Source organism: Nonomuraea sp. NPDC048901, assembly GCF_040649695.1.
GTDB lineage: Bacteria > Actinomycetota > Actinomycetes > Streptosporangiales > Streptosporangiaceae > Nonomuraea.
This window is the reverse complement of record NZ_JBEZFW010000002.1, coordinates 87,516-112,733: the sequence shown is the minus strand read 5'-3', so window position 1 is coordinate 112,733 and position 25,218 is coordinate 87,516. Positions and strand designations below refer to the sequence as shown.

The following is a 25,218-nucleotide window of genomic DNA, read 5'->3' as shown; positions in this document are numbered from 1 at the left end:
TTTCTGACGCCATTTCAAGTACTAAGAATCAAACTGACCAACTATTCTCTATCGAGCCCCGAGAGGCACCGTCGTGCGGGTGGTCCAGCGATAGAGCCACTCGGGATCGAGAACCCGGTTCTGCACGATCAGCGCAACCTGCTCGACGTCCACAATGACCGGCGCGGCTTCGACCGCGCTCAGGGCGTCGATGTACGGCCTGGCCGGTCCTGGTGTGTTGATGTAGGTCAGGCTGACGTGCGGGTGAAAGCCCTTGGCTTGCTCTGCTGCCGTGGGCGCGTTCCCCAGCACCTCGGCGATGCCGCTCCTGATCTCGCCCCACATCTGATGCAGTGGCCCTGTGGGAGTCGGAGCCAGTACAACTCCCTCACCGAGCAAGGCCGGCCGGTGGAAGGTCAGCTCAACGGGGGTCAACCCGCCCAGACGGACCCGTACGGCCTCGGTAATCTGGTCAAGCTGCTCCTCGGACACCTCGTCGACGAACCCGACCGCTTGCACGGTGAGATGTAGCCATCGCGCGGGTATCGGGTTGTGCTCCTCGATCGTTGCGAGGGCCGCTTGGTAGCGCTCGGCGAGCTGATGCAGTTGTGGCGCGTGCTCGAAGGTCAGGTGCCAGGTGTAGACCAGGCGCCCCGGCCGCCACCCTTCCCGAGGCCACCAGTGCGAGCGCACCTCGTCGGTGTCATGCATGCTCATTGAACCGCCTCAGATCTGTGAGGGAACGTCGGGAGCTTGCTCGTCCTGCTCGATTGTGTACTCGTCGATGATTGTGACGCGGTCGGCGGCTAGTGCGGTGACCGGAAAGGTTCACCGGGTTGGGGGACGGCGAATATCCACCCTTGGGTGTTCGATTCGGTGAGCGTTCAGGGGGACCACGTTGGCGGCCTGCGCGTTCCAGAAGCGAGCGCGCTACGCGTCCTGCTGTGGTGACTCGGCCGGAGCGTTCGCGGCGAGAGGCGTCAACCAGTGGATCTCCAGGTCCTCGCGCAGGTAGTTCATGCGAGTTTTCTGGAACTGGACGAGGTTGGGCTGGGCGAGGTGATTGCGCAGGTCGTCCCCCGAACGCCACAGCTCGTAGAAGACCAGCGTGGTGGGGTCGGAGGCATCGCGATGGACCTGGTACTGCCAGGCGCCCGGCTCGGCACGAGTCGACTCGACGAACGAAAGGAGCAGGCTTTCCAGCTCCTGGGCGCGTTCCGGGCGGGGGCGGGCGTATCCGTAGATGCCGATGGGGCCGGTTCCCTCAGGTATGACGATATTCATACCTGAGGAGGTTAGCCATGCCCGAGGTATGATGCAAGCCGTACCTGAAGGAGGAGATATGGAGCTCGGCAAAGTGCTCGCCGCGCTCGCCGACGACTCCCGGCGGCGCATGGTGGCCGAGCTCGCGGCCGATCCCAAGGATCAGGAGCGGGCATGCGGATCCTTCGACCTGCCGGTGAAAAAGGCCACACGAACCCATCACTTCCGGGTTCTGCGGGAGGCCGGCCTGGTCGCGCAGCGCGATCATGGCAACGGGAGCACGTTGAGGCTGCTCAGGAAGGACATCGAGCAGCACTATCCCGGCCTACTACAGCTACTCGTCGTCGAGCTCGGCCAGTCGGGTGAAGACGACGCCACGTCATGACACAAGGTGAGCACCGTATTCCGCATCATGTGTCTCGTCGAGGGTGACAAGCAACGTGACCTCGCCTTCAACGGCGTGACATCGGACCACGATATTCGCGGGGCCGACAGTCTCGCCGGCCTGACGGTCGAGGCACTCGAGCCGGTGAACCTTTCCGGTCACAGCACTAGATGGATTCCGACGCCTCCAGGATGCTCTTGTCCTCGGCACCCGTGCATGACCTGGCTGCCCTGAGGCAGGCCGAGCGTGGCGGCCTTCTCGAGGTGGCGCTGCGGGCGATCCACTGGTCTCGGGCGCGGTGGTGTTCTCCTTTCCGCGCGATCACTTGCAGACCGCCTGGAGAAAGCGCGTCTGCTCCATGATCTACCTGCAGCCCTATCCGAGCGAATCGATGGCGCGCATTTCCTGGTTGATCAGCGGAATGGTGGAGTAATTGAGCGAGTGGACCACTGATCCAAGAGCGAGACGTCCTGGACATCCATCACGATGTCCATGACACCCCCCGCAAGCGTGAAGGACGGTGATCCCATGAGCATGGTGAAGACCGCGATCGAGATCGACCAGGAGGCCCTGGCGATAGCCGCCGAAGTTCTCGGCACCAAGACGAAGAAGGACACGGTCAACGCAGCCCTCCGCGAGGTGGGGCAGCGGTTGGTGCGGCTGCGGGCCCTGGCCGCGCTTGCCGAGATGGCCGACCGTGGAGAATTCGATGAGTTCGTTGGCAACAAGGCGGCTTATCGCCTGTGACACACCAACTGCATTCACTCCTCAGCGGCTAACCATCATGGCCTCTTCAGCGGATGCCGGAAATGATCGATGTCCGGCCGACAAGATTTTCCGATGGTCCGATCGATCAACGGGCAACGCGCGGGCGAAGCCCACGCCCAAAACAAGCGCCCGGAGCGAAACGGAGGCCCTACAGGGGTCGCGGCTACAGCGCGACTGGGCAACGCCTGAGGCCCTTGAGCGCGAAGCGCCCCCTATGAAGCCCTTGAGGGGAAGTGGAGCTATGGGGATTCGAACCCCAGACCTCCTCCATGCCATGGAGGCGCGCTACCAACTGCGCCATAGCCCCTTGAACCGTCCCCAAGTGTATCCGACTCCCAGCCCCGGGCAGCCGCCCCCAAGCAACTGGGCCGCCTCTCAAGGAAGCGGCCCAGCCGGAAAATGCCTGGATAACGGCTACCCCACCGAGCGGGCCTTGTCGATGAGTCCTGCCAGCTCAGTCACCATCGGGTCCTCCGCCGCCTCCGCCAGCCGCTTGGCCTGCTCCCCCAGCGTCGGCAGGGTCAGCCCGAACGCCTCCCGGTCCCGCATGTACACCGCGAAAGCCGCCGCCACGACGTCCACCTGCAGCCGCACCGGCGCCTTCTCCCATACCGACTCCGTCAGCGCCCCCACGTCCACCGACTTGCTCGTCTCGGCGGGGTTCCTGGTGTCGGGGTTCTGCCAGCGTACGGTCGCCTGGGCCAGCTGCCCCGTCGCGCCTGACTTGAGCCGTACCGCGTAGAGAGCCGTGACCGAGTGGCCGGGGCCGATCTCGCCGCCGTCCCGGTTGTCGTCGCGGAACTCCTCGGTGGACAGCGCGCGGTTCTCGTACCCGATGAGCTGGTAGCCCTCCACCACCGAGGGGTTGAACACCACCTGCGCCTTGGCGTCGCGCGCCCGCAGCTCGATCGTGGCCGGGAGCTGGGAGGCGAAGACCTTGTCCGCGTCCTCCTGCGTACTGACGTAGACGGCGGCGCCGTCTCCATTGTCCGCCAGCTGTTCCATCAGCTGGTCGCCGTAGTCGCGGCCGACGCCGACGGTCAGCAGGGTGACCTGCCGGCCCGCGTACTCCTTGACCCGGTCCAGGATGGAACGCCACTCGGTGCTGCCCTGGTTGGCCAGGCCGTCGGAGAGCAGGATGACCCGGTTGGTGGCCGCGGGGCGGAACGCCTTGGCCGCCTGCTCATAGCCGGTGACCAGCCCGGCCTCGAGGTTGGTGCTGCCGGCCACGGTCAGCTGGTCGACCGCCGCGTGCAGCTCGGTACGGGCGGCCAGCGGCGTCATCGAGGCCAGCACCGTGGCCTCGTCGCTGAAGGAGACGATCGACACCTGGTCGCCCGGCGCGAGCTGGTCGATCAGCGTGTGCAGGGACTGCTTCACCAGGTCGAGCCGGCCGGGCTCGGCCATCGACCCGGACACGTCGATCACGAAGGTGAGGTTGGCGGGGCGCCGCGCCGCCGCGTCGGAGGCGCGCGTCTGCAGGCCGACGCGCAGGACGGCCTGGTTGCGTGACGGCATCATGGCGCCGTCGACGTGCACGGTGAACCCGTCGTCCCGCGGCTGTTCGTAGTCCTGCCGGAACGCGTTGACGAACTCCTCCGGCCGGATCTGCCCCGGTTCGGGCCAGCGTCCTTCCTGGAGGGTACGGCGGGCATAGGTGTACGAAGCGGTGTCCACGTCCAAGGCGAACGTCGAGATCTGCTCCGCCGACGTGTCCTTCTGCTCCTCGGGAGCGGCGCTTGCGGACGCGCTCGCCCGAGCCTCGGGCTTGGCATCCGCGGGGAGTTCGGGCCTGGACGAAGCCGACGGTGCGGCCCTGGACGAAGCGGGCGCCCGAAGGCCGGAGTCTCCCTTGTTCCCCCCGGGACCGCCGCCGCAAGCGGCCAGTGCCAGGAGTCCAGCAATTCCGACGCTGATCGCCAAAGGACGAAATTTCATCGCAACCACCTCCGGCCGTATGACGGCTCCCGGAAATGGCCTGGCCGGGCCGGTGACGCAAGCGAGCGCAAACCGCGATCAACACGTGATCCGGTCAGCCGACCAGCGCCGCCTCCTCCACCCGGATGCGAATCGTCAGCAACACCCCGTTCACCAGCGTGAACGCCAGCGCGGTGAGCCAGGCGGTGTGGACGAGCGGCAGAGCCACCCCCTCCGCGACCACCGCCACGTAGTTCGGATGACGCAGCCACCTGTACGGCCCGGCGCCGACCAGCGCCATCCCTGGCACCACGACGACGCGGGTGTTCCACTGCCTGCCCAGGGTGGCGATGCACGACCAGCGCAGCCCCTGGGCCAGCAGGACGATCGCGAGCATCGGCCAGCCGAGCGCCGGGATGAAGGGCCGGTCGAGCAGCCATACCTCGGCCGGGCAGCCCAGCAGGAGCCCGGTATGGGCCAGGACGATCCAGGGATAGTGCCGCCGGCCGTACTCGATGCCGCCCTTCGACCTGGCCCAGGCCAGGTTGCGGCGGGCCACGGCCAGCTCGGCCAGCCGCTCGGCGACGACCAACCCGATCAGCAGCGTGTACAGACTCATCAGCCCGATCAGGCTCGTGTAAGTCAAAGAGGTCACCAGTGCAGCAGGAGCAACTCGGCCGAGAAGCCGGGCCCGAGGGCGAGCAGCACGGCCGGCTGGCCCGGGCGGCCGCGCGTCTCCTGCAGGACGTGCAGTACCGAGACCGACGACATGTTCCCGTGCTCGCGCAGTGACCGCCACGTGACCTCCAGAGCCGCCGGATCCAGGCCCAGCCGCTCCACGATCTTGTCGATCACCTTCGGGCCGCCGGGGTGGCAGATCCAGGTGCCGACCTGTTCGGGGGTGAGTCCGTTGTCGGCGAGGAAGCCCTTGATGTCGCCCGCGAGCACCTTCTCCACGAAGGCGGTGAGTTCGGCGTCCAGCACGAGGCGAAAGCCCCGCTCGCTCACCTGCCAGCCCATGAGGTGCTCCGTGCCCGAGTACAGCCTGCTGCGCGTGGCCACCACCTCCGGCCCGTGGCCGCGTCCCACCGCGATCACGGCCGCCGCGCCGTCGCCGAACAGGCCGCTGGCGACCAGGTTCGCGATCGAGGTGTCGTCGCGCTGAGTGGTCAGCGAGCACATCTCCACGCAGACCAGCGCCGCCACCTGTTCGGGCCAGCCGCGCAGGTAGTCGTTCAGCCGCGACAGGCCCGAGGCCCCCGCCGCGCAGCCGAGCCCGAACACCGGCACCCGTTTGACGTCCGGCCGCAGCCCCACGCGCTGGATCAGCCGCGCGTCCAAGGACGGCGTGGCGAGGCCGGTGGTCGAGCAGAACACCAGGTGATCCACCCGCCGGGGTGATATGCCGGCCTTGTCCAGCGCACCACGGAGTGCCCGTTCGCTCAGGTCGAGCGCGATCTCAAGGTAGATGTCGTTGGCGCGGCCGAACGAGTCCAGCTTGGCGTAGTCGTCCAGCGGGAGGGCCAGGTTCCGGCTCTGGACGCCGGTTGCTGCGTGGAAGCGTTCGAGCTGATCGAGGTCGGCCTCGGTCAGCCGGGAGAACGCCTCGGTGATCTCCGCCTGCGCGTAGCGGTAATCGGGCAAAACGGTCTGTACCCCCGAAATGTGCATGTATCTCTTCTGCCGCGGAGAAGGGCCGGCTAACCTGCCGCCGCGCTCATGCCCGTACGCGCCGAGCTTCTGAGCCGTTCGAGCCGGAGTACACCGCTCAAACGCCACAGCCTTTCAGCAGGCGAGCCGCCACAAAGACGTCACCTCGGCGGCCCGCGCGGCCCTCAGCGGGTCGGTGCCGTCGGACGCGCGCCGGTGACGCGGCCGCGTGTCGAGCCGATCCATGACCCGCACCCCCGCGCCGTCGAACGCCGCCATCAGGTCGGCACGGGACCGCAGGCCAAGATGTTCGGCCAGGTCCGACAGCACCAGCCACCCTTCACCGCCCGGCTCCAGATGCTCGGCCAGGCCGTCGAGGAAGCCCCGGAGCATGCACCCACCGGGGTCGTACACCGCCCGGTCGAGCGGCGACGACGGCTCGGCGGGCAGCCAGGGCGGGTTGCACACGACGAGCGACGCGCGCCCCGCCGGGAACAGGTCGGCCGCCACCACCTCGACCCGATCGGCCAGACCCAGCCGCACCATGTTGTCGCGGGCACAGACCACCGCGCGCCGGTCGAGGTCGGTGGCCACGACCCGCTCGACGCCGCGCCTGGCCAGCACCGCGGCCAGAACTCCGGTGCCCGTGCCGAGGTCGAAGGCCAGCCGCTTGCCGGGCAGCGGCGCCTGGGCCACCAGATCAATGTATTCGCCGCGAATCGGGGAGAACACTCCGTAATGCGGATGGATCCGGGCACCCAGCGCCGGGACCTCAACGCCCTTCTTGCGCCATTCGTGCGCGCCGATCAGCCCGAGCAGCTCGCGCAACGACCCCACGTACGGACCCTCCGCCGGCCCGTAGACCTCCTCGCACGCCTGCCGCACGTCGGGAGCGCGGGTGAGCGGGATGACGTGGCCATCGTCGTACGGGATCAGCAGCAGGCCGAGCGTCCGCGCCCGCCGGCCCTGGGCCTGGCGGTAGCGGTCGAACGTGGCGCCGGGCTCGACCGGCTCGCACCGGCGGCCCATCGCCTGAAGCAGCTGCCGGGCGTTCTGGAAGTCGCCGCGCCACAGCAGAGCGGTGCCCTCGCGAGCCAGGCGGTAGGCGGTGTCGGCCTTCATCCGGTCGTCGGCGATCACCACCCGAGCCGGTGGCGGCGCCTCCAGCGCGGACCGCCACGCCGCCGAATACTCTTCGCCCGCCTCAGTCCATGTGATCATCAGGCTCAGACCGTTTCACGGACGACCGGCCCATGGCCAACCCTTTTGGCAGCAGCCCGGCCACGAGAGCGCGCAGCCCCTCGCCGTAGGTGTCGCGCGCGGTGAGCTCCTCCCACCGCTCGCCCACCGCCGCGAGCCGCGGCAACGCCTCGGCGTCGAGCGCGGCGAACACCTGCCGCCGGTACGTCGGCCCGCCCTGCTCCCGCCTGCGCAACGCCGCCGCCCGCGCGGTGATCTCCCCCGCCGTGTAGTGCCAGATGATCCGGTACGCGGCCACGGCCCGCTCCAGCGGCAGCCCGGCGCGTACGGCCGCGTCGATGATCATCTCTGGATACCACAGCGCGTTGACCGAGAGCAGGTCGTCCGCCCTGAGGACGTCCACGATCCACGGGACGCCCGCCAGCGCGTCGTGCATGGCGATGGCCGCCGCGGCCATCCGCTCGCCCGGCTCGTCCGGGAGCTCGGGCCGGGGCATCGCCGCCGCGTAGTCATCGAGCAGCAGCAGCAGGAGTTCCTCCTTGTCGTGCACGTGGTGGTAGAGGGCCATGGGCGTGGTGCCGACCTCACGGGCCAGCCTGCGCATCGTCAGGCTCTCCGTCCCTTCGGCCTCGATGAGCCGGTGGGCGGCGGACACGATGTCCGCCCGGGAGATCTTGGGCGGCCGTCCAGTACGTGCGGGCATCTTGTCATGCTACTTTCTATACGCGTATAGAAACTCAGAAGGGGTATGACATGAGCGCCGAACGACTCATCGCCATGGGTGACGAGCTGGTGAAGCTGCACGACGGCTTCCGGCGGGAGCTCGCGGAGCTGCGGCGGGCACCCGGCTCGCGGCCCGAGCTGCGGGAGCACTGCCTGACGTTCTGCGACGCGCTGCACGCCCATCACACCGGCGAGGACGGCGTCCTGTTCCCGCACCTGGCGGGCGCGCATCCCGAGCTGGTGGAGGTGCTGGCCCGGCTGCGCGCCGAGCACGAGGTGGTGGCGCGGCTGCTCGCCCGGATCCGCGAGCTCCCCGACGAGGGCGATGTCGGCGCCGAGCTCGATCAGCTGTCCCGCGAACTGGAGGCGCACCTCGACTACGAGGAGGAGCAGTTGGTGCCGCTGCTCAACGCGATGACCGACTTCCCTGAGGGTCTCTAAGCAGTCGGCGCCGTCGCTCAACGCGAAGACCGACTTCCCCGAGGAGCTCTAACCGACCGGCGGCGCGGGTCTCAAGGCGTCGAGCATGAGCGTGAAGTGGCGCCGCCACCGGCTCGCGTCGGCCTGCGCCACGCGCGAGTTGGCCATGATGAAGAACGCCAGATCAAGCGGGCCGACGTCGAGCCGCAGCACCCCCGCCGCCTGCGCCCGCTCCACCAGCCGGCGGATCAGCTGATTGATCTCGGCCTGGTCGTCCTGGTGGGACGCGCAGGCCAGCTCGGTGAAGGCTTGGTCGGCGGCCTGCAGCTCGCAGGTGCGCTCCAGGAAACCCGCCAGCCCAAGCCACGGGTCGTCGGCGGCGAGCGACTCGCGGGCCAGGTCGCTCCAGGCCGCCATCTTCTCGTCGAGAATCGCGTCGACCAGATCGCCGCGCTCGGGGAAGTGCCGGTAGAGGGTGCCGATCGCGACGCCTGCCCGCCTGGCCACGGCCTCCAGCGGCGCGTCCACGCCCCGCTCGGCCAGCACCTCACGGGCCGCCGTGACCAAGGCCTCACGGTTGCGCTGGGCGTCGCGGCGAATCACACCGGCCATCCTACAGAAGTCGAGGCATACCCTCACTTTCCTGCTAACCTGAGGGCCACCCTCGACTTAAGGAGCCAGACATGAAGATCGCGATCATCGGCGCGGGGCCCGGCATCGGCCTGGCCGTGGCCCGCAGGTTCGGCCGGGAAGGCTTCGATGTGGCACTGACCGCCCGCGACGCCGGGCGCCTCACCGCGCTGACCGGCACGCTCGCCCACGAAGGCGTCACGGCGTCCGCGCATCCCGGCGACCTGACCGATCCCGCTTCGCTGACGACGGCCCTCGATGGCATGGGGCCGGTCGACGTCCTCGTCTACAACGGCGGCGGCACCGCCGCCTCCCGCACCTCCGCGCTGGACGTGACGCGGGAGAGCGCGCTGGACGCCTTCGACGGAGCAGTGCTGGGCGCGGTCACAGCGGTCCGCGCGGTGCTGCCCGGGATGCTCGAACGCGGCTTCGGCACGCTGCTGTTCACCTCGGGCATCTCGGCCGTCCACCCGATCGACTTCCTGGGCAACATCGGCATCGCCGTGGCGGGGCTGCGCAACTACGTCCTCGCCCTGGCGCAGGCGGTGTCACACCGTGGCGTCCATGTGGGCCATGTCCCCATCGGCGCCGCCGTCGCCCCGGGCTCCCCGGCCTCCCCCGAGGCGGTGGCCGAGACCCACTGGCGCCTGCACACCGACCGCGACCGCAACGAGGTGATCCTGGGCGACCTGGCCACGGTCCAAGCCGCGATCAACCAACTGAGCACCGCCCCGGCCCCCTGACCAGACCGCAGGGCCCAAGACCCGCCGACCCGGTCACGGGCAGGCGGCGGACGGGAGGCCCGGTAACAGGCGAGTCGTGTGCCAGAGGTCCGGCTACGGGCGGGTCGTGTGCCAGAGGTCCGGTTACGGGCGGGTCGTGTGTCGGGGGCCCGGGTCGAGGACGGCGTAGGCGTCGTGGACCCACTCCGTGAGTACCGGCCGCGTCTGCGCCGGATCGATGATGTCCTCGACGAGGAACGCCTCCGCCGTCCTGAACGGTGATCTGACCGCCTCCAGCCGCTCGGCGATCTCCGCCTTCAGCGTCTCCGCCTCCGGCCCCGCCTCGGCGAGCAGGCGTTTGAAGGCCACCTCCAGCCCGCCCTCGATCGGCAGCGAGCCCCAGTCACCCGACGGCCAGGCGACCCGCAGGCCGTACCTGTCGTGGGGCCGGTGCGCGGCGCCCGCGACGCCGAAGACGCGGCGGACCAGCACGGACGCCCATGGGATGGTCGACTGGTAGACGGCGGCCAGCGCGCGGGCGCCGTGCCTGATGGTGCCGGCCCGCTCGGCGGCGCTGCCGATCACGAAGCCGGGCTGGTCCACGAGGTGGACGACCGGCAGGTGGAACGTCTCGGCCAGGTCCACGAACCTGGCCGTCTTGTCCGCGCCCTGCGCCGTCATACCGCCGCCGTAGACGCGCGGGTCGGCGGTCAGCACGGCCACCGGGTGCCCGGCGAGGCGGGCGAGCGCGGTGATCGTGGAGGGTGCGAACCGCCTGCCGAGTTCCAGCACGCTCCCGGTGTCGAAGACGAGGTCCATGATCCGCCGCATGTCGTACGGCCGGCGCCGGTCCCTGGGCACGATGTCCCGCAGCTCCGACGCCTCCCTGCCGGAAATATCATCAGATTTCGCCACGGGCGGCAGCCGCCACGCGCTCTGCGGCAGGTACCCCAGCACCCGCCTGGCCAGCTCGAACGCCTCCTCCTCCGACTCGGCGACCAGGTCCACGGTCCCGGCCGCCGAAATGGTCCGCCACCCGCCCAGCTCCTCCTTGCCGACCCGCTCCCCCATCCCGGCCTCCACCACGGCCGGCCCGGCGACGAACACCTGGGAGAGCTCCTTGACCATGATCGATACGTGCGAGGTCACCAGGCGGGCCGCGCCCAGCCCGGCGACGGGACCCAGGGCCAGCGCGATCACCGGCACCCGGCCCAGGTTCGCCACCACCTGGTCCCAGCCGGGGTTGTGCGGTACGTACGTACGCCCGAGATCCTCCAGCTGCTTGACGCTGCCCCCGCCGCCGGTCCCGTCGATCAGCCTGAGCAGCGGGACCCGCATCTCCCCCGCCATGCGCTCGGCCAGCACCTGCTTCTCATGGATGGCGGCGTCAGCGGCCCCGCCGCGCACGGTGAAGTCGTCGCCCGCCACAACCACCCGCCGACCGGCGACCACGGCCCTGCCGATGATCACGTTCGACGGGGTGAAGCTCTCCAGCCCGTCCTTCCCGTACTCGGCCTGGCCGGTCAGCGCGCCGACCTCGCGCCAGCTGTCGGTGAGGGCGGCGAGGCGCTCGCGGATCGTCAGCCGCCCGGTCGCGTGCTGGCGGGCGACCCGTTCCTCGCCTCCCATGCGCTCGGCCAGCCGCTTGCGGCGTTCCAGTTCGGCGAGTTCGGGGTCCCACACGGCGTTCGTCCCTTCACCGGCTGATCGGTAACGATCCCTTGAACCTAAGGGCCGAATAGGACGATTGTCATAGAGAGGTCAGGATGGATGGCACCTCCCGTCGTGCCCGGTTCTCGGGAGCATCGGTTTCATGCGACGCATCCTGCCGGCCTTCGGGCTCGTGCTCCTGTCTCCGCTCGTGGCCGAGTTCCTGCTCGGCGACTTCCCGCTCACCTCGCTGTACTTCCTGGTCCTGCTCGCCCCCACGTACGGCGGCGCCGCGCTGCTGATCCGCGAGGTGGCGCGCAGGGCGGGGATCGGCTGGCCGGGCATCGTGCTCATGTCCCTCGCCTACGGCGTGTTCGAGGAAGGGATCATGACGATGTCGCTGTTCAACCCCGACTACGCCGGTCAGCGGCTGCTCGATCCCGGGTTCGTCCCGGCCTTGGGGATCGGGGTGCCGTGGACGCTGTTCGTGCTGGCGCTGCACATCGTGTGGAGCATGAGCGTGCCCATCGCCCTGGTCGAGGAGCTGACCGGTGCGCGGCGCACCACGCCGTGGCTCGGCAAGGTCGGGCTGACCGTCACTGCCGTACTGGCCGTGCTGGGCGCGGCCCTGATGACGGTGTTCAGCTACATGAACGGGCACTTCCTGGCGTCGGTGCCGCAGCTGGTGTCGATCGTGGTGATCGTGGCGGCCCTCGTCGTGCTGGCTTTCCGCCTGCCCCACCGGACCAACGCTGACCGGGCGGGCGAGGCGCCCGCGCCCTGGCTGGTCCTTGTGGTGACGCTGGTGGCGGGCGTGCTGTTCGAGGCGCCGAACCTCCTGCTGGGCGACCAGGTCGGCCTGGGGATCGCCCTGCTGGCCGGGGTCGAGGTGGGGATGACGGCCCTGGCCCTGTTCTGGTCGGCCCGGCGCGGATGGGACGGCAGGCACCGGATGGCGCTGGCGGGCGGCGCCCTGCTGACCTACGTGTGGCATGCCTTCTTCTCCGGCCCGGTCGTGCCGGCGACTCCCCTGATCAACCTGGTCAGCCACATCGTGTTCGGCCTCGGCGCGCTGGTCCTGCTCGCGTTCGCCGCCCGCCGCGTCGCCGTGGACGCCAATGTTCCTCAGAGCCGGTAGTCGAAGACGTACGAGTGCGAGCCGTCAGGAGCGATGAGGATGTCCATCTCCCCCTTGAGACCGCTCAGCCCGCCGGTGCCGGAGTCCGGGACGACCGAGACGCGCAGTGACTGCTCGCCCCGGTCGCCCACCGCGAAGTGCTGCAGGACGAAGCTGCCCGACCGGCCTGCCAACGTGCCCACGACCCGCTCCATCGCCACGTACGCACGGGAGTCCTCTACCGGTGTCAACGCCATGATCATGCTGACCGTGCTGGTGCCGGTCAGGTCGCCGTGGAAGGTCTTGCCCAGGGTGACGTGGGCGAGTGACACGCCGTCGCCCTCCTCGTACGGAGGCTGGGGCGTCCAGTCGGCGGTGTCGAAGGTTCCCTTGGCTGTCATGCGTCCCATGGTGCGGGTCATACCTGTCAGATCCGGTCAGGTATCCAGCAGCGTCCCAACGAAGTCGTTGCGGAACTTGCCCGCCGGGTCGTAGCGCCCCACCAGGTCCCGGAAGCGCTCCGGGCATGACGGCCAGCGGGTGAACAGCTTGCCCCAGTGCGGCCGGGGATCGAACGGCGCCAGCCGCTCCTCCACCAGCTCGATCACCGGGAGCACCGCCTCGGTGTCCTTGACCCAGGTGAAGTGCACACCCACGGTGTCACGGCCGAGATACGGACTGAGCCACAGGTCGTCGGCGGCGATCGTGCGCACCTCGGAGATCTGCAGCACCGGCCTGAGGCGGTCGCCGATGGCCCGCAGCTCGCGCAGCGCCTCGGCCGCCCGCCCTCTGGGCAGCAGGAACTCCGACTGCAGCTCGTCGCCCGCGCTGCTCGGCGGCGAGTCGGCCCGGAAGTGCGGCAGCCGCTCGTGCCACGCCCCCGGCACGCCGAGCTGTTCGGTACAGCTCCCGGCCGGCATGCCCGGCACCGGGTGGCGGGGCCCGTCGGCCGCGCGGGTGCCGTGCCAGTCGCCGGGGGGCAGCTCGCTGCGGCGCTTGAGCCACACGGTGGTCGCCAGCCAGTTGGTGAACAGGCTGACGCTGTAGCCGGCCGACATGACGGCCTCGAAGTCGAAGTCGTCGGGCAGCCCCTCCCGGACGTACTGGCGCAGCTCGAAGGCGGGCACGAGGTCGAGCGTGACCGAGGTGACGACGCCGAGCGCGCCGAGCGCCACGACCGCGCCGGGGAAGTCGGCCTCACCCCGCGCGAGGGTGATCAGGGAGCCGTCGGCGGTGACGAGGTCCAGCGCCGAAACGGCCGCCGACAGGCTCTGGTTGCCGCCGCCGGAGCCGTGCGTGCCGGTCGCGACCGAACCCGCCACCGAGATGTGCGGCAGCGAGGCCAGGTTGCCGAGCGCGAAACCGCTCGCGTGCAGCACGGGCGCGAGCTCCGCGTACGTCACCCGCCCACCGACCCGCACGCGCGCCGCGGCGCTGTCGATCTCGATCTCGTACGGCAGGCGGTCCAGGGCGACCAGGTCACCCGTCGAGTCGGCGACGTCGTTGAAGGAGTGGCCACTGCCTAACGCCCGGATGGAGGTGGTGCCGGCGACAAGGCTCTGGAGCTCGTCGAGGGCGGAGGGATGATGCACGTTTTTCATCTGAAAGGCGATGTTTCCCGCCCAATTCTTCAACGTCACTGCCCTACAGTTCCATAGCTCTTGTCAGCGCCGCGAGGGGGCGCTAGTTTCGGGTGCCGCCGACGAAAGCGCCGACGACAAAGGCGCTCTGGGCGCCGCCGAGGAGAATTCCGTGCTCTACCTGTCCGAGGCCCTCGGCCTGGCCACGCTCGTGCTCTGGCTGTACTGCCTCTTCGACGCGATCACCACGCCGGAAGAGGCGTGCCGCAACCTGCCGAAGATCCTCTGGGTGCTCATCGTCCTGCTGTTCCCGCTGGTCGGCTCCATCATCTGGCTGGTGGCCGGGCGCCCGCAGGCGCTCCCGCCGGCGCGGCCGACCGGGTACCCCGAGTACGACCGGCCGGGGCGCGCGACCGCGAGCAACCCCGACGACGACGAGGAGTTCCTGCGCCGCCTCCGCGAGCGGGCAGAGGAACAACGCAGGAACGCCCCGAAGCCGCCTGACGACACCCCCAAGGGCGACTAGAAGCCCTGCGCCAGCCGGTAGTACGCCTGGTTCCAGCGCAGCTCCTTGGCGAACCCCCGAGCCGTCGTGTCCGCGTCGATGACCAGCAGCTCGACCCCGAGCATGTCGGCCAGGTCGGTCAGCTCCTCGGTGCCCACGGCCGTCGAGAGCACGGTGTGGTGCGGCGCGCCCGCGGTCAGCCACGCCTCGGCGGAGGTACGCAGGTTCGGCCGGGGCCGCCAGACCGCGCGCGCCACCGGCAGGTTGGGCAGCGGGTGCGGCGGCGCGACGATGTCGATCTCGTTGGCCACCAGCCGGAACCGGTCCCCCATGTCGGCGAGCCCGATGACGACGCCGGGACCCGGCTCGGCGTCGAACACCAGCCGCACCGGGTCCTCCCGGCCACCGATGCCCAGCGGGTGGATCTCGCACGACGGGGTGCCCGTGGCGATCGACGGGCAGACCTCCAGCATGTGCGCGCCGAGGATGAGCTCCTCGCCCGGCGTCATGTTGTAGGTGTAGTCCTCCATGAACGAGGTGCCGCCGGGCGCCATGGCCTTGAGCGTGCGCAGCAGCACCGAGGTCTTCCAGTCGCCCTCGCCGCCGAAGCCGTACCCGTCGGCCATCAGCCGCTGCACGGCCAGCCCGGGGAGCTGGCGCAGCCCGCCGAGGTCCTCGAAGTTCGTGGTGAACGCGCGGAACCCGCCCGCCTCCAGGAAGCCGCGCAGGCCCAGCTCGATCCTGGCGGCGTAGCGCAGCGAGTCGTTCCGCTCGCCCAGCAGCTCCGGCGCCACCCGGTAGAGCTCGGCGTACTCCTTGACCAGCGCCGTCACGTCTGCCTCGGAGGCGGCGTCCACGGCCTCGACCAGCTCGTTGACGCCGTAGGTGTTGACCGAGACGCCGAAGCGGAGCTGCGCCTCGACCTTGTCGCCCTCGGTGACGGCGACGTCGCGCATGTTGTCGCCGAACCTGGCGAGCTTGAGCGTACGCACCTCCGCCAGGCCCGCCGCCGCCCGCGACCAGGCGAGCACCCGGTCGGCCACGAACGGGTCACTGACGTGCCCGGCCACGGTCTTGCGCGGCACGCCCAGCCGGGTCTGTATGTGGCCGAACTCGCGGTCGCCGTGCGCGGCCTGGTTGAGGTTCATGAAGTCCATGTCGATGGAGCTCCACGGCAGCTCAACGTTGGCCTGCGTGTGCAGGTGCAGCAGCGGCTTGCGCAGCGTGTCCAGCCCGGCGATCCACATCTTGGCGGGGGAGAAGGTGTGCATCCAGGCGATCACGCCGGCGCACGAGTCGTCGGCGTTGGCCTCCAGCATCACCCGCCTGATCGCGGCCGCGTCGGTGAGCACGGGCTTCCACTCGACGGGCACCGGGAGCGCCGCGGCGATTCGCTGCGACTGCTCGGCGACCTGGCGCAGCGTGTCCTCGCCGTACAGCCCCTGGCTGCCGGTCAGAAACCAGATCTTCAACGCGGGCTCCTCTGTTGTCCGTAGACGTTCTGATAGCGGTCGTACAGGCGGTCGATGTCGTCCTGGGCGATGGCCAGCGGCTCGCCGAGCTGCTTGGCCACGTGCACGGTACGGGCGACGTCCTCGCACATCACAGCGGCCTTGACCGCGGCTTTGGGGCTCGGACCGATGCTGAAGACGCCGTGGTTCTGCATCAGCACGGCCCGCGAGCGGTGCCCCTTGAGCGTCTTCACGATGCCCTGGCCGATGGAGTCGTCGCCGATAAGCGCGAACGGCCCGACCGGGATCTCGCCGCCGAACTCGTCGGCCATGGCGGTCAGCACGCACGGGATGGCCTCGCCGCGCGCCGCCCAGGCGGAGGCGTAGGTGGAGTGGGTGTGCACCACCCCGTTCACCTCGGGCATGTTGCGATAGACGTAGGCGTGCGCGGCGGTGTCGCTGGACGGCGCGTGCTCGCCGGCCACCAGGTTGCCGTCGAGGTCGCAGACGACCATGTTCTGCGGCGTCAGCTCGTCGTAGGTGACGCCGGACGGCTTGATGACGAACAGGTCCTCACCGGGGACCCGGCCGGAGACGTTCCCGGCGGTCCAGACGACCAGGTTGTTGCGCACCAGCTCGGCGTGCAGGTCACAGACCGTCTTCCGCATGGCCTCGGTCATGAGCGGGCCTCGTTCCTGATCGCGCGTAGCGTGTGCAGCATTCGTCCATCCCCGAAGTAGTCGTGCAGCTTGCGGTATTCGGCGTAGAGCCGGTCGTAGGCGTCGGCCCGGTCCGCGTCGGGCACGTAGGCGTTCTCCTGCCGCGCGCCCATCACGGCCGCGGCCTGCTGGATGTCGTCGTACGCGCCCGCCGCGACGGCCGCGTGGATCGCCGAGCCGAGCGCGGGGCCCTGCTCGGAGTCGATGATCGAGAGCGGGCGGCGCAGCACGTCGGCGTAGACCTGCATGAGGAAGCGGTTCTTCAGCAGGCCGCCGGCCACCACGAACTCCGCCACCGGCACGCCCGACGCCTCGAACGTCTCGACGATCACCCGGGCGCCGAACGCGGTGGCCTCGATGAGCGCGCGGTAGACGTCCTCGGGCTTGGTGGCCAGGGTCTGGCCGACGACCACGCCGGACAGGTCGTGGTCGACCAGCACCGAGCGGTTGCCGTTGTGCCAGTCGAGCGCGACCAGGCCGTGCTGCCCGACCCGCTGCCCGGCGGCCAGCTCGGTCAGGTAGTCGTGCACCGACTGCCCCCGGTCGGCCGCGAGCCGCGCGTACGAGGCGGGCACGGCGTTGTCGACGAACCAGGCGAAGATGTCGCCCACGCCCGACTGTCCCGCCTCGTATCCCCACAGCCCCGGCACGATCCCGTCACGGACCACCCCGCACATGCCGGGCACCTCGGCCAGCTGGTCGGAGGGCATCACGTGACAGGTGGAGGTGCCCATGATGGCGACCATCTGGCCGGGCCGGACGGCGTCGGCCGCGGCGGAGGTGACGTGCGCGTCGACGTTGCCGACGGCGATGGCGATGCCCTCGGGCAGTTTGGTCCACTCGGCGGCCTGCGCGGTCAGCCGCCCGGCGAGCCCGCCCAGCGGAGACAGCTCATGCCCCAGCTTGCCGGCAAACCCGGAGAAGCCGGGGTTGAGGGCGGCGAGGAAGTCCTCGGACGGATAGCCCCCATCCTGAAAAATCCCTTTGTATCCGGCGGTGCAGACGTTGCGGGTCTCGACCCCGGTGAGCTGCCAGATGATCCAGTCGGCGGCCTCGATCCACCGCTCGGCCCGCCCGTAGGTCTCCGGGTCCTCTTCGAGCACCTGCAGGCCCTTGGCGAACTCCCACTCCGAGGAGATCTTGCCGCCGTAGCGCGGCAGCCAGCTCTCCCCGCGCCGCGCAGCCAGCTCGTTGATCCGGTCGGCGTGCGCCTGCGCCGCGTGGTGCTTCCACAGCTTGGGCCAGGCGTGCGGCCGCTCGGGCGTCTGGAAGCAGAGCGGCGTGCCGTCGCCGGTGGTCGGCAGCACCGTGCACGCGGTGAAGTCGGTGCCGAGCCCGACGACCTGGGCCGGGTCGATCCCGGCCGCGGCCACGGCCTCGGGCACGGCGGTACGCAGCACGTCCAGCCAGTCCTGCGGGGACTGCAGCGCCCAGTCGGGTCCCAGCCGGACCTCTGAGCCGGGCAGCCGGTCTTCGATGACGCGGTGGGCGTACTCGTGCACGGCGGTGCCGACCTCGGCGCCGTCGCCGACCCGCACCACCACGGCGCGGCCGGACAGCGTGCCGAAGTCGACACCGATCACGTATGTGTTGTTGTTGTTAGCGTTCACACAATCTCCCTTGATCCGGTACGGCGGAGGCCGTGCCGGAGGTCAGGTCCGGCGCGCCGAGAATAGACGCTGGAGCAGGATGAAGACGAAGAGCAGAAGTCCGATGAATATCTTGGTCCACCACGAGCTGAGCGTGCCCTCGAAGCTGATGACCGTCTGGATCAGGCCCAGCACGAGCACGCCCAGCACGGTGCCGAGCAGGAACCCCGAGCCGCCGGTCAGCAGTGTGCCGCCGATCACGACGGCCGCGATCGCGTCGAGCTCCATGCCGACGGCGTGCAGCCCGTACCCTGAGAGCATGTAGAACGACAGCAGCACCCCGCCGAGCGCCGAGCAGAACCCGCTGACCGTGTAGACCGTGATCTTCGTCCGGGCCACGGGCAGGCCCATCAGCAGCGCGGACTGCTCACTGCCCCCGGTGGCGTAGACGGCGCGGCCCAGGCGCGTGTAGTGCAGCACGTACGCCGCCACGAGCACCACAACGGCAGCGATGATCACACTCGGCGAGATCCACAGACCGGCGAACAGGTCGATCCTGGTCTGCGCGAACGCCGTGAACGTCGGGTCCTCGATGGGGATCGAGTCGGTGCCGATCGTGTAGCACAGCCCTCTGGCCAGGAACATCCCGGCCAGCGTGACGATGAACGGCTGGATGTCGAAGGCGTGGATGATGTATCCCATCACCAGCCCCAGCGCGGCGCCGATGAGCAGCACCAGCGGGATCACCAGGTACGGCGGCCACCCGGGCCCCTTCATCAGGCTCGCCGAGATCATGGTGGACAGCGCGACCACCGAGCCGACCGACAGGTCGATCCCCCCGGTCAGGATCACGAACGTCATGCCGACGGCCACGACCAGCAAGAAGGCGTTGTCGATGAAGACGTTGAGAATCACCTGCCCGCTGGCGAACCCCTCGTAGCGGATGCCGCCCGCGACGAACATCGCCACGAACAGGCCGGCGGTCACCAGGACCGGCACGTACTTGGCCGGGATCGTCCTGAGGCCGTTGAGCGTCACGGTCGTCATGCCGTCACCCTGACCTTCTCCTCGGCCGCCGGGCTGGGCGGCACGGCTCGGCGGCGACGGCCGAACACCTTCTCGCGGAACGACTTCGACTGGATGAGACAGACCGCGGTCACCACGAGCGCCTTGAACAGCAGCGTGGTCTCCGGCGGCACGCCGATGGAGTAGATGGTCGTGGTCAGCGTCTGGATGATCAGCGCGCCGAGCACGGTGCCGCCGAGCGAGAAGCGCCCGCCCGACAGCGAGGTGCCGCCGATGACCACGGCCAGGATGGCGTCGAGCTCGACCCAGAGGCCGGCGTTGTTGCCGTCGGCGCTGGACACGTTCGAGCTGATCATCAGCCCGGCGACGCCCGCGCAGAGCGCGGCGAAGGCGTAGACCATGATGATGATGCCGCGCGAACGGATCCCGGCGAGCCTGCTGGCCTCGGCGTTGCCGCCGACCGACTCGATCAGCATGCCCAGGGCCAGCCTGCGGGTGAGAAAGACGGTGATCGCCAGGACCACCACGACCAGCAGGATGCCGAAGGGCACGGTCAGCCAGTAGCCGCCGCCGATGACCTTGTACGAGGGGCTGTTGACGGTGATGATCTGCCCGCCGGTGATCAGCTGGGCCAGGCCGCGCCCGGCCACCATGAGGATCAGCGTGGCGATGATCGGCTGAATGCCGACGACCGCGACGAGCAGGCCGTTCCACGCCCCGAGCAGCACCGACAGGCCGAGCGCCAGCGCCACGGCGGTGAACACGCCGGCGTCGTCGCTGATCTGCAGGCAGGCCAGCGCCCCCGCGATCGCCACCACCGAGCCGACCGACAGGTCGATGCCGCCGGTCGCGATGACCAGCGTCATCCCGAGTGAGACCAGGATGAGCGGGGCGCCGAACCGCAGGATGTCGATCAGGCTGCCGTAGAGGTGGCCGTCGCGCATCTGGATCGAGAAGAAGTTCGCGGTGAAGAACACGTTGACGAGGAGCAGCAGGGCCAGGATGACGACCGGCCAGAGCAGGCGTCTCATTCCGCTCGCCCTCCGCCCGCGCCGCCACTTGCGATGGTCTCCATGAGCACGTCCGTGGTGAGGTCGTCGTCGTTGGGCAGCTCGGCGACCAGCCTGCGGTCGCGCAGGACGCCGACCTTGTGGCTGAGCCGCAGCACCTCCTCCAGCTCGGCGGAGATGAACAGCACCGCCATGCCGCCGTCGGAGAGCTGGGCGACCAGGCGCTGGATCTCGGTCTTCGCGCCGATGTCGATGCCGCGCGTGGGCTCGTCGAGGATGAGCAGTCTGGGCTCCAGGATCAGCCACCTGGCCAGCAGCACCTTCTGCTGGTTGCCGCCGCTGAGGTCGCGTACGAGGTGCTCCGGGTTGGCCGGGCTGATCTTCAGCGCGGAGATGTACTTGCCGACCAGCTCGTCCTGCTGCTCACGCGGGACCGGCCTGGTCCAGCCCCTGGTGGCCTGCAGGGCCAGGATGATGTTCTCCCGGAGCGTGAGGTCGGGGATCAGCCCGTCCGACTTGCGGTTCTCCGAGCAGAACGCGATCCGGTGGTTCATCGCGACGCGCGGCGTGCGCAACGAGACGGGCGCGCCCTCGATGGTCACCTCACCGGCGCTCGCGTGGTCGGCGCCGAACAGCAGCCGCGCGACCTCCGTACGGCCCGAGCCCAGCAGCCCGGCCAGCCCCACGACCTCGCCCTCATGGACGGTCAGCGTGAACGGCTCGATGGCCCCGGCCCGGCCCAGCCCGCGCGCCTCCAGCAGCGGCCGGTCGAACACCTTGGCCTCGCCGTGCAGCTTCTCCAGGGCGGCGAGCTCCTGGCCGATCATCTTGGCGACCAGCTCGACCTGGCTGAGCTCCGCGGTGAGGTATTCGCCCACCAGCCGCCCGTTGCGCAGGATCGTCATCCGATCGGAGATCTCGTAGACCTGGTCGAGGAAGTGCGAGACGAACAGGATCGCGATGCCCTCCTCCTTGAGGGTGCGCATCACGCGGAAGAGCTGTTCGACCTCGCTCGCGTCGAGGCTGGAGGTCGGCTCGTCGAGGATCAGCACCCGGGCCTCGATGTCGATGGCCCGCGCGATGGCCACCATCTGCTGGATGGCCGGCGAGTAGGTCGACAGGGGGGCCGAGACGTCGAGGTCGAGCTCCAGCCGGGCCAGCAGCTCCGCGGCCCTGGCCCGCATTCGCGGCCAGTCGATCCGGCCCCAGCGCCGGGGCTCGCGGCCGACGAAGATGTTCTCGGCGACCGAGAGGTTCGCGCAGAGGTTGACCTCCTGGTAGACCGTGCTGATGCCGGCCCCTTGAGCCTCCAGCGGGCTGCCGAACGCGACGGGCTCGCCCAGCAACTCGATGGAGCCGGCGTCGATGGAGTGGACGCCGGTCAGCACCTTGATCAGGGTGGACTTGCCCGCGCCGTTCTCGCCCATGAGCGCGTGCACCTCGCCCGGCAGCAGTCGCAGGTCCACGCCGTCGAGAGCCTTCACGCCGGGGAACTGTTTGCCGATTCCGCTCATCAGCAGGATCGGCGCGGGTACGGCCATCGGCGCCCCTCTCCTCCCTCTTGCTCGTATGGGTGGGCCGGCCCGCGAGGGCCGGCCCGGTCGGCGGTCAGTACTGGCGGTTGGGCAGAGCGGCCTTGGCCTGCTCCTGGTTGAACGCCGTCTCCTGCGTGATCACGCGGGTCGGCACGGTCTCGTTCTTGACGACCTTCTTGGCCAGGTCCATCAGCTGCGGGCCGAGCAGCGGGGAGCACTCGACGATGTAGTTGATCTTTCCGTCGGCGAGGGCCTGCATGCCGTCCTTGACGGCGTCGACCGTGATGATCTTGATGTCCTTGCCGGGCACCTTGCCCGCGCCCTCGATGGCCTCGATCGCACCCAGCCCCATGTCGTCATTGTGCGCGTAAAGCACGTCGATGTCCGGAGTGGACTTCAGGAAGGCCTCCATGACCTCCTTGCCCTTGGCCCGGGTGAAGTCGCCGGTCTGCGAGGCGACGATCTGGAACTTGGGCTCGGCCTTGATGACCTCCTGGAAGCCCGCCTTGCGGTCGTTGGCCGGCGCCGAGCCCGTGGTGCCCTGCAGCTCGACGATCTTGACCGGGTCGGTGCTGCTCTTGTACTCGTCCACCAGCCACTTGCCGGCCTTGCGGCCCTCTTCGATGAAGTCCGAGCCGAGGAAGGTCTTGTAGAGCGAGGTGTCCTTGGAGTCCACGGCCCGGTCGGTGAGGATCACCGGGATCTTCGCGTCCTTGGCCTCCTTGAGCACGGTGTCCCAGCCCGACTCCACCACCGGCGAGAAGGCGATGACGTCCACCTTCTGCTGGATGTAGGAGCGGATCGCCTTGATCTGGTTCTCCTGCTTCTGCTGGGCGTCCGAGAACTTCAGGGTGATCCCGGCTGACTTGGCCGAGTCCTGCACCGACTTGGTGTTCGCGGTGCGCCAGCCGCTCTCCGCGCCGACCTGCGAGAAGCCCATGGTGATCGCGCCACCGCCACCGCCGCCGCCACTGCCGCATCCGGCCACCGCCATGGCGGTGAACCCGGCGAGCATCAACACCGAGATCCTCTTCAACACGTGGGGTCCCTTCTGATGTGAGCGCTAACACCGAACGCGTGGGTGCGTGCGCGCTTCCTATCGTGTACGGCCTACCGCCGGGCCGTACTGGCCCGGGAGACGAGCGAGGGCGGGACCACGAGGCGTTCGCGCTCGTGGGAGCCTTGGCCCTCGATCTGCCGAAGGAGCACCTCGATGCTGTGCCTGCCCACCGCGCCGAAGTCCTGCCTGATGGTGGTGAGCGGCGGCGAGAAGAACTCCGATTCGGGGATGTCGTCGAAACCGACGACGCTCACCTGGTCGGGCACTCTCACCCCCTGCTCGGTGAACGCCCGCAGCACGCCCAGCGCCATCTGATCGTTGGCGACGAACACCGCCGTGACGTCCTTCATGCTCGCCAGACTCCGCCCCGCCTCGTATCCCGAGCGCGGACTCCAGTCTCCGGCGAGCGGCTCTGGGGCCGAACGGCCCGCCTGCTCCAGCGCGGCCCGCCACCCGGCCACGCGCCCCTCGGCCTCCAGCCAGTCGGAGGGGCCGCGGATGTGCCAGACCGTCTCGTGTCCCAGGGAGAGCAGGTGCTCGGTGGCCATCCTGCCGCCGCGGACCTGGTCGACGCAGACGACCGACACGTCACCGGCCTCGCCGCCCTCGACGGCGACCGTGGGCACCCCGAACGGGAGCTCCCCCAGCGCCTGGGCGGCCGACCGTTGCGGCGCGACCACGACGATGCCGTCGACGCCCTGGTCGGCCAGGTAGTCGAGGGCATCACTGACGCCGATCTTGTCGATGGACTTGAGACTCACGATGCTGACGAAGTAGCCGGCCCCCCGGGCCGCCTGCTCGATGCCGTAGACCGTGCTGGCCGGGCCGTACAGCGTGGTGTCGAAGCTGACCACGCCGAGCGTCCTGGAGTGCTTGGTGACCAGGGCGCGGGCGACGAGGTTGCGGCGGTAGCCGAGCTTGTCGATCGCCTCCATCACCCGCGCGCGGGTCTCGCTGCGCACGTTGGGATGCTCGTTGAGCACGCGTGAGACCGTCTGGTGCGATACCCCGGCCTCTTTGGCCACATCGGCCATGACCGGCGGTCGACGCCCCTGGGTCGCTCCCACTGCCGTGCTCCCTTCCTGGCTTGGCATGACTGTGAACGTTAACAACAGGTCTCGTCAAGAGGTCGTCCGATTACGGTCGCGTCACACGAGCTCTGCCTTGAGCGCTCCTCATCTTTGGCGCCCAGCCTGGAGAGGAAGTTCACTCGAAATGTTAACGCTAACATACCAGGAGGGCCAGGCCCTCTGCGCGCGGTTACGCCGACGACGCCGTGGAGTCGCGGATCACCAGCTGGCAGGGCATGCGATGGATGCCCGGCGTGGCCCGTCCGTCGATGGCCGCGAACAGGTGCTGGGCGGCCGTCCTGCCGAGGAGCTCGAGGTTCATGTCCACGGTCGTCAGGGCCGGGCGCGTCTCGGTCGACAGCACCTCCCAGTTGTCGTAGCCGATCACCGCGATGTCGTCGGGCACCCGCCGCCCCCGCTCGCGGACCGCCTCCACGAACCCGGCCGCGACCTGGTCGCTGCCGCAGAACACCGCGTCGATCTCCGGCTGGGCCATCAGCAGCATCTCCGCCGCGTGCCGCCCCCACCGCTGCGACCACGCGCCCCAGAGCGTCTCGCCCGCCTGCTCCAGACCCGCCTCGGACAGCGCCAGCTCCACGCCCGCCACGCGATCACGGGCCGCCTTGTAGTGCTCGGGCCCGGTGACGTGCGCGATCCGCCGCCGGCCCAGCGCGATCAGATGGTTGACCGCCATCACCGCGCCGCCCACGTCGTCCGGCACGAACGACACGTCCTCCGGATCGTCCGACGGCCCGTAGGCGTAGACCACCGGCACTCCGAGATCGCGGCTGACCGACGGCCGCGGGTTGGTGCTCTCGCCCACCACGATCAGCCCGTCGACGCGGCGCGACAGCAGTGCGCGCAGGTGGTGCTGCTCCCTGATGGCGTCGCCGCGGGCGTCGCAGAGCAGCACCGCCATCTCCCCCGCGCCGAACGCGTCCTCCGCGCCGAGCAGCACCGGGATGCCGAACCGGCCCGCGCTGTCAGAGGTGAGCAGCCCGACCGTCCGCGTCTGGCCGGACAGCAGCCCCCTGGCCAGGGCGTTCGGCTGGAAGGAGAGCTCCTCCGCCGCGGCGAGCACGCGCTGACGGGTCGAGGCCCGCACGTCCTGCCGCCCGTTGAGCGCCTTGGAGGCCGTGGCGATCGACACCCCTGCCAGGGAGGCCACGTCGTTGATGGTCGCGCGCCTACCCGCCATATTTTCGAAACCCTTTTCAGTAACCCGGTATCTAGGACAAACCATAATACC

At 69.5% G+C, this 25,218-nt stretch carries 26 protein-coding genes and 1 tRNA gene; 6 read left to right on the top strand and 21 right to left on the bottom strand.

The window, feature by feature from the left end:
- Window positions 1–48 precede the first annotated feature (48 nt).
- Entirely contained in the window at window positions 49–696 is a 648-nt protein-coding gene (locus AB0C30_RS05600; RefSeq protein ID WP_357939963.1) for a 2'-5' RNA ligase family protein, read from the bottom strand.
- A 213-nt stretch (window positions 697–909) separates the two neighbouring features.
- The gene (locus AB0C30_RS05595) at window positions 910–1,263 is read right to left on the bottom strand and encodes a putative quinol monooxygenase (RefSeq protein ID WP_357939961.1); all 354 of its coding nucleotides are present in this window, start codon (window positions 1,261–1,263) and stop codon (window positions 910–912) included.
- Between the two features lie 58 nt (window positions 1,264–1,321).
- Between AB0C30_RS05595 and AB0C30_RS05590 the strand changes: the two genes are divergently transcribed.
- The gene (locus AB0C30_RS05590; protein ID WP_357939959.1) at window positions 1,322–1,627 is read left to right on the top strand and encodes an ArsR family transcriptional regulator; all 306 of its coding nucleotides are present in this window, start codon (window positions 1,322–1,324) and stop codon (window positions 1,625–1,627) included.
- Between the two features lie 528 nt (window positions 1,628–2,155).
- Complete coding sequence (locus AB0C30_RS05585) at window positions 2,156–2,374, top strand: type II toxin-antitoxin system VapB family antitoxin (RefSeq protein ID WP_357939957.1); 219 nt, start codon at window positions 2,156–2,158, stop codon at window positions 2,372–2,374.
- 255 nt (window positions 2,375–2,629) lie between these two features.
- Here AB0C30_RS05585 and AB0C30_RS05580 read toward each other — a convergent pair.
- The 6 genes from AB0C30_RS05580 to AB0C30_RS05555 form a co-directional block, all read right to left on the bottom strand.
- A tRNA-Ala gene (locus AB0C30_RS05580) sits at window positions 2,630–2,702 on the bottom strand.
- Window positions 2,703–2,809: 107 nt separating this feature from the next.
- Window positions 2,810–4,333 (bottom strand): von Willebrand factor type A domain-containing protein, encoded by a 1,524-nt coding sequence (locus AB0C30_RS05575; RefSeq protein WP_357939955.1) that lies wholly within the window; start codon window positions 4,331–4,333, stop codon window positions 2,810–2,812.
- Between the two features lie 94 nt (window positions 4,334–4,427).
- A complete protein-coding gene (locus tag AB0C30_RS05570) occupies window positions 4,428–4,958 on the bottom strand; it encodes an isoprenylcysteine carboxyl methyltransferase family protein (protein ID WP_357939953.1) in 531 nt (176 codons plus the stop codon).
- A 5-nt stretch (window positions 4,959–4,963) separates the two neighbouring features.
- Entirely contained in the window at window positions 4,964–5,983 is a 1,020-nt protein-coding gene (locus tag AB0C30_RS05565) for a 3-oxoacyl-[acyl-carrier-protein] synthase III C-terminal domain-containing protein (protein ID WP_357939951.1), read from the bottom strand.
- 114 nt (window positions 5,984–6,097) lie between these two features.
- Entirely contained in the window at window positions 6,098–7,183 is a 1,086-nt protein-coding gene (locus tag AB0C30_RS05560) for a class I SAM-dependent methyltransferase (RefSeq protein ID WP_357939949.1), read from the bottom strand.
- On the bottom strand, window positions 7,167–7,865 hold the full coding sequence (locus AB0C30_RS05555) for a helix-turn-helix domain-containing protein (RefSeq protein ID WP_357939947.1): 699 nt from the start codon (window positions 7,863–7,865) through the stop codon (window positions 7,167–7,169). Before AB0C30_RS05555 ends, AB0C30_RS05560 begins: the two co-directional genes overlap by 17 nt.
- A gap of 50 nt (window positions 7,866–7,915) precedes the next feature.
- Here AB0C30_RS05555 and AB0C30_RS05550 point away from each other — a divergent pair, with 50 nt between their 5' ends.
- A complete protein-coding gene (locus AB0C30_RS05550) occupies window positions 7,916–8,326 on the top strand; it encodes a hemerythrin domain-containing protein (protein WP_357939945.1) in 411 nt (136 codons plus the stop codon).
- A gap of 48 nt (window positions 8,327–8,374) precedes the next feature.
- Here AB0C30_RS05550 and AB0C30_RS05545 read toward each other — a convergent pair whose 3' ends face one another.
- Complete coding sequence (locus AB0C30_RS05545) at window positions 8,375–8,908, bottom strand: helix-turn-helix domain-containing protein (protein ID WP_357939943.1); 534 nt, start codon at window positions 8,906–8,908, stop codon at window positions 8,375–8,377.
- Window positions 8,909–8,988: 80 nt separating this feature from the next.
- Between AB0C30_RS05545 and AB0C30_RS05540 the strand changes: the two genes are divergently transcribed.
- Window positions 8,989–9,678: an SDR family NAD(P)-dependent oxidoreductase gene (locus tag AB0C30_RS05540; RefSeq protein WP_357939941.1), complete on the top strand. Its 690-nt coding sequence runs from the start codon at window positions 8,989–8,991 to the stop codon at window positions 9,676–9,678.
- A 123-nt stretch (window positions 9,679–9,801) separates the two neighbouring features.
- Here the strand turns inward: AB0C30_RS05540 and AB0C30_RS05535 are convergent, their stop codons facing one another.
- Window positions 9,802–11,340, bottom strand: coding sequence for a carboxyl transferase domain-containing protein (locus AB0C30_RS05535; protein ID WP_357939939.1), 1,539 nt, complete (start codon window positions 11,338–11,340; stop codon window positions 9,802–9,804).
- A gap of 130 nt (window positions 11,341–11,470) precedes the next feature.
- Between AB0C30_RS05535 and AB0C30_RS05530 the strand changes: the two genes are divergently transcribed.
- The gene (locus tag AB0C30_RS05530) at window positions 11,471–12,445 is read left to right on the top strand and encodes a hypothetical protein (RefSeq protein ID WP_357939937.1); all 975 of its coding nucleotides are present in this window, start codon (window positions 11,471–11,473) and stop codon (window positions 12,443–12,445) included.
- On the opposite strand, the gene AB0C30_RS05525 is transcribed toward AB0C30_RS05530, so the two are convergent.
- Both AB0C30_RS05525 and AB0C30_RS05520 read right to left on the bottom strand, forming a co-directional pair.
- A complete protein-coding gene (locus AB0C30_RS05525; protein WP_357939935.1) occupies window positions 12,433–12,825 on the bottom strand; it encodes a DUF3224 domain-containing protein in 393 nt (130 codons plus the stop codon). The two genes, AB0C30_RS05530 and AB0C30_RS05525, sit on opposite strands and share 13 nt — an antisense overlap.
- 36 nt (window positions 12,826–12,861) lie before the next feature.
- A complete protein-coding gene (locus AB0C30_RS05520; protein WP_357939933.1) occupies window positions 12,862–14,025 on the bottom strand; it encodes an FAD-binding protein in 1,164 nt (387 codons plus the stop codon).
- A 151-nt stretch (window positions 14,026–14,176) separates the two neighbouring features.
- Between AB0C30_RS05520 and AB0C30_RS05515 the strand changes: the two genes are divergently transcribed.
- The gene (locus tag AB0C30_RS05515; RefSeq protein ID WP_357939931.1) at window positions 14,177–14,530 is read left to right on the top strand and encodes a PLD nuclease N-terminal domain-containing protein; all 354 of its coding nucleotides are present in this window, start codon (window positions 14,177–14,179) and stop codon (window positions 14,528–14,530) included.
- Here AB0C30_RS05515 and araA read toward each other — a convergent pair.
- The 9 genes from araA to AB0C30_RS05470 all read right to left on the bottom strand — a co-directional run bounded on the left by araA (window position 14,527) and on the right by AB0C30_RS05470 (window position 25,167).
- Window positions 14,527–15,981: an L-arabinose isomerase gene (gene araA, locus AB0C30_RS05510; protein ID WP_357939929.1), complete on the bottom strand. Its 1,455-nt coding sequence runs from the start codon at window positions 15,979–15,981 to the stop codon at window positions 14,527–14,529. The genes AB0C30_RS05515 and araA overlap by 4 nt on opposite strands.
- Window positions 15,978–16,640 carry an L-ribulose-5-phosphate 4-epimerase gene (locus tag AB0C30_RS05505; RefSeq protein WP_357939927.1) on the bottom strand — a complete coding sequence of 221 codons (663 nt, stop codon included), beginning with the start codon at window positions 16,638–16,640 and terminating at the stop codon, window positions 15,978–15,980. The genes araA and AB0C30_RS05505 overlap by 4 nt, the downstream gene beginning before the upstream one ends.
- Entirely contained in the window at window positions 16,637–18,289 is a 1,653-nt protein-coding gene (araB, locus tag AB0C30_RS05500; protein WP_357939925.1) for a ribulokinase, read from the bottom strand. Before araB ends, AB0C30_RS05505 begins: the two co-directional genes overlap by 4 nt.
- A gap of 42 nt (window positions 18,290–18,331) precedes the next feature.
- Window positions 18,332–19,315 carry a galactofuranose ABC transporter, permease protein YjfF gene (yjfF, locus tag AB0C30_RS05495; protein WP_357939922.1) on the bottom strand — a complete coding sequence of 328 codons (984 nt, stop codon included), beginning with the start codon at window positions 19,313–19,315 and terminating at the stop codon, window positions 18,332–18,334.
- A complete protein-coding gene (locus AB0C30_RS05490; protein WP_357939920.1) occupies window positions 19,312–20,325 on the bottom strand; it encodes an ABC transporter permease in 1,014 nt (337 codons plus the stop codon). The genes yjfF and AB0C30_RS05490 overlap by 4 nt, the downstream gene beginning before the upstream one ends.
- Window positions 20,322–21,845, bottom strand: a complete 1,524-nt coding sequence (locus AB0C30_RS05485; RefSeq protein WP_357939918.1) for a sugar ABC transporter ATP-binding protein — start codon at window positions 21,843–21,845, stop codon at window positions 20,322–20,324. Before AB0C30_RS05485 ends, AB0C30_RS05490 begins: the two co-directional genes overlap by 4 nt.
- Before the next feature lie 67 nt (window positions 21,846–21,912).
- Window positions 21,913–22,878: an ABC transporter substrate-binding protein gene (locus AB0C30_RS05480; RefSeq protein WP_357939916.1), complete on the bottom strand. Its 966-nt coding sequence runs from the start codon at window positions 22,876–22,878 to the stop codon at window positions 21,913–21,915.
- Window positions 22,879–22,949: 71 nt separating this feature from the next.
- A complete protein-coding gene (locus AB0C30_RS05475) occupies window positions 22,950–23,933 on the bottom strand; it encodes a LacI family DNA-binding transcriptional regulator (protein WP_357941456.1) in 984 nt (327 codons plus the stop codon).
- 226 nt (window positions 23,934–24,159) lie between these two features.
- Complete coding sequence (locus AB0C30_RS05470) at window positions 24,160–25,167, bottom strand: LacI family DNA-binding transcriptional regulator (RefSeq protein ID WP_357939914.1); 1,008 nt, start codon at window positions 25,165–25,167, stop codon at window positions 24,160–24,162.
- Between the last annotated feature and the right edge of the window lie 51 nt (window positions 25,168–25,218).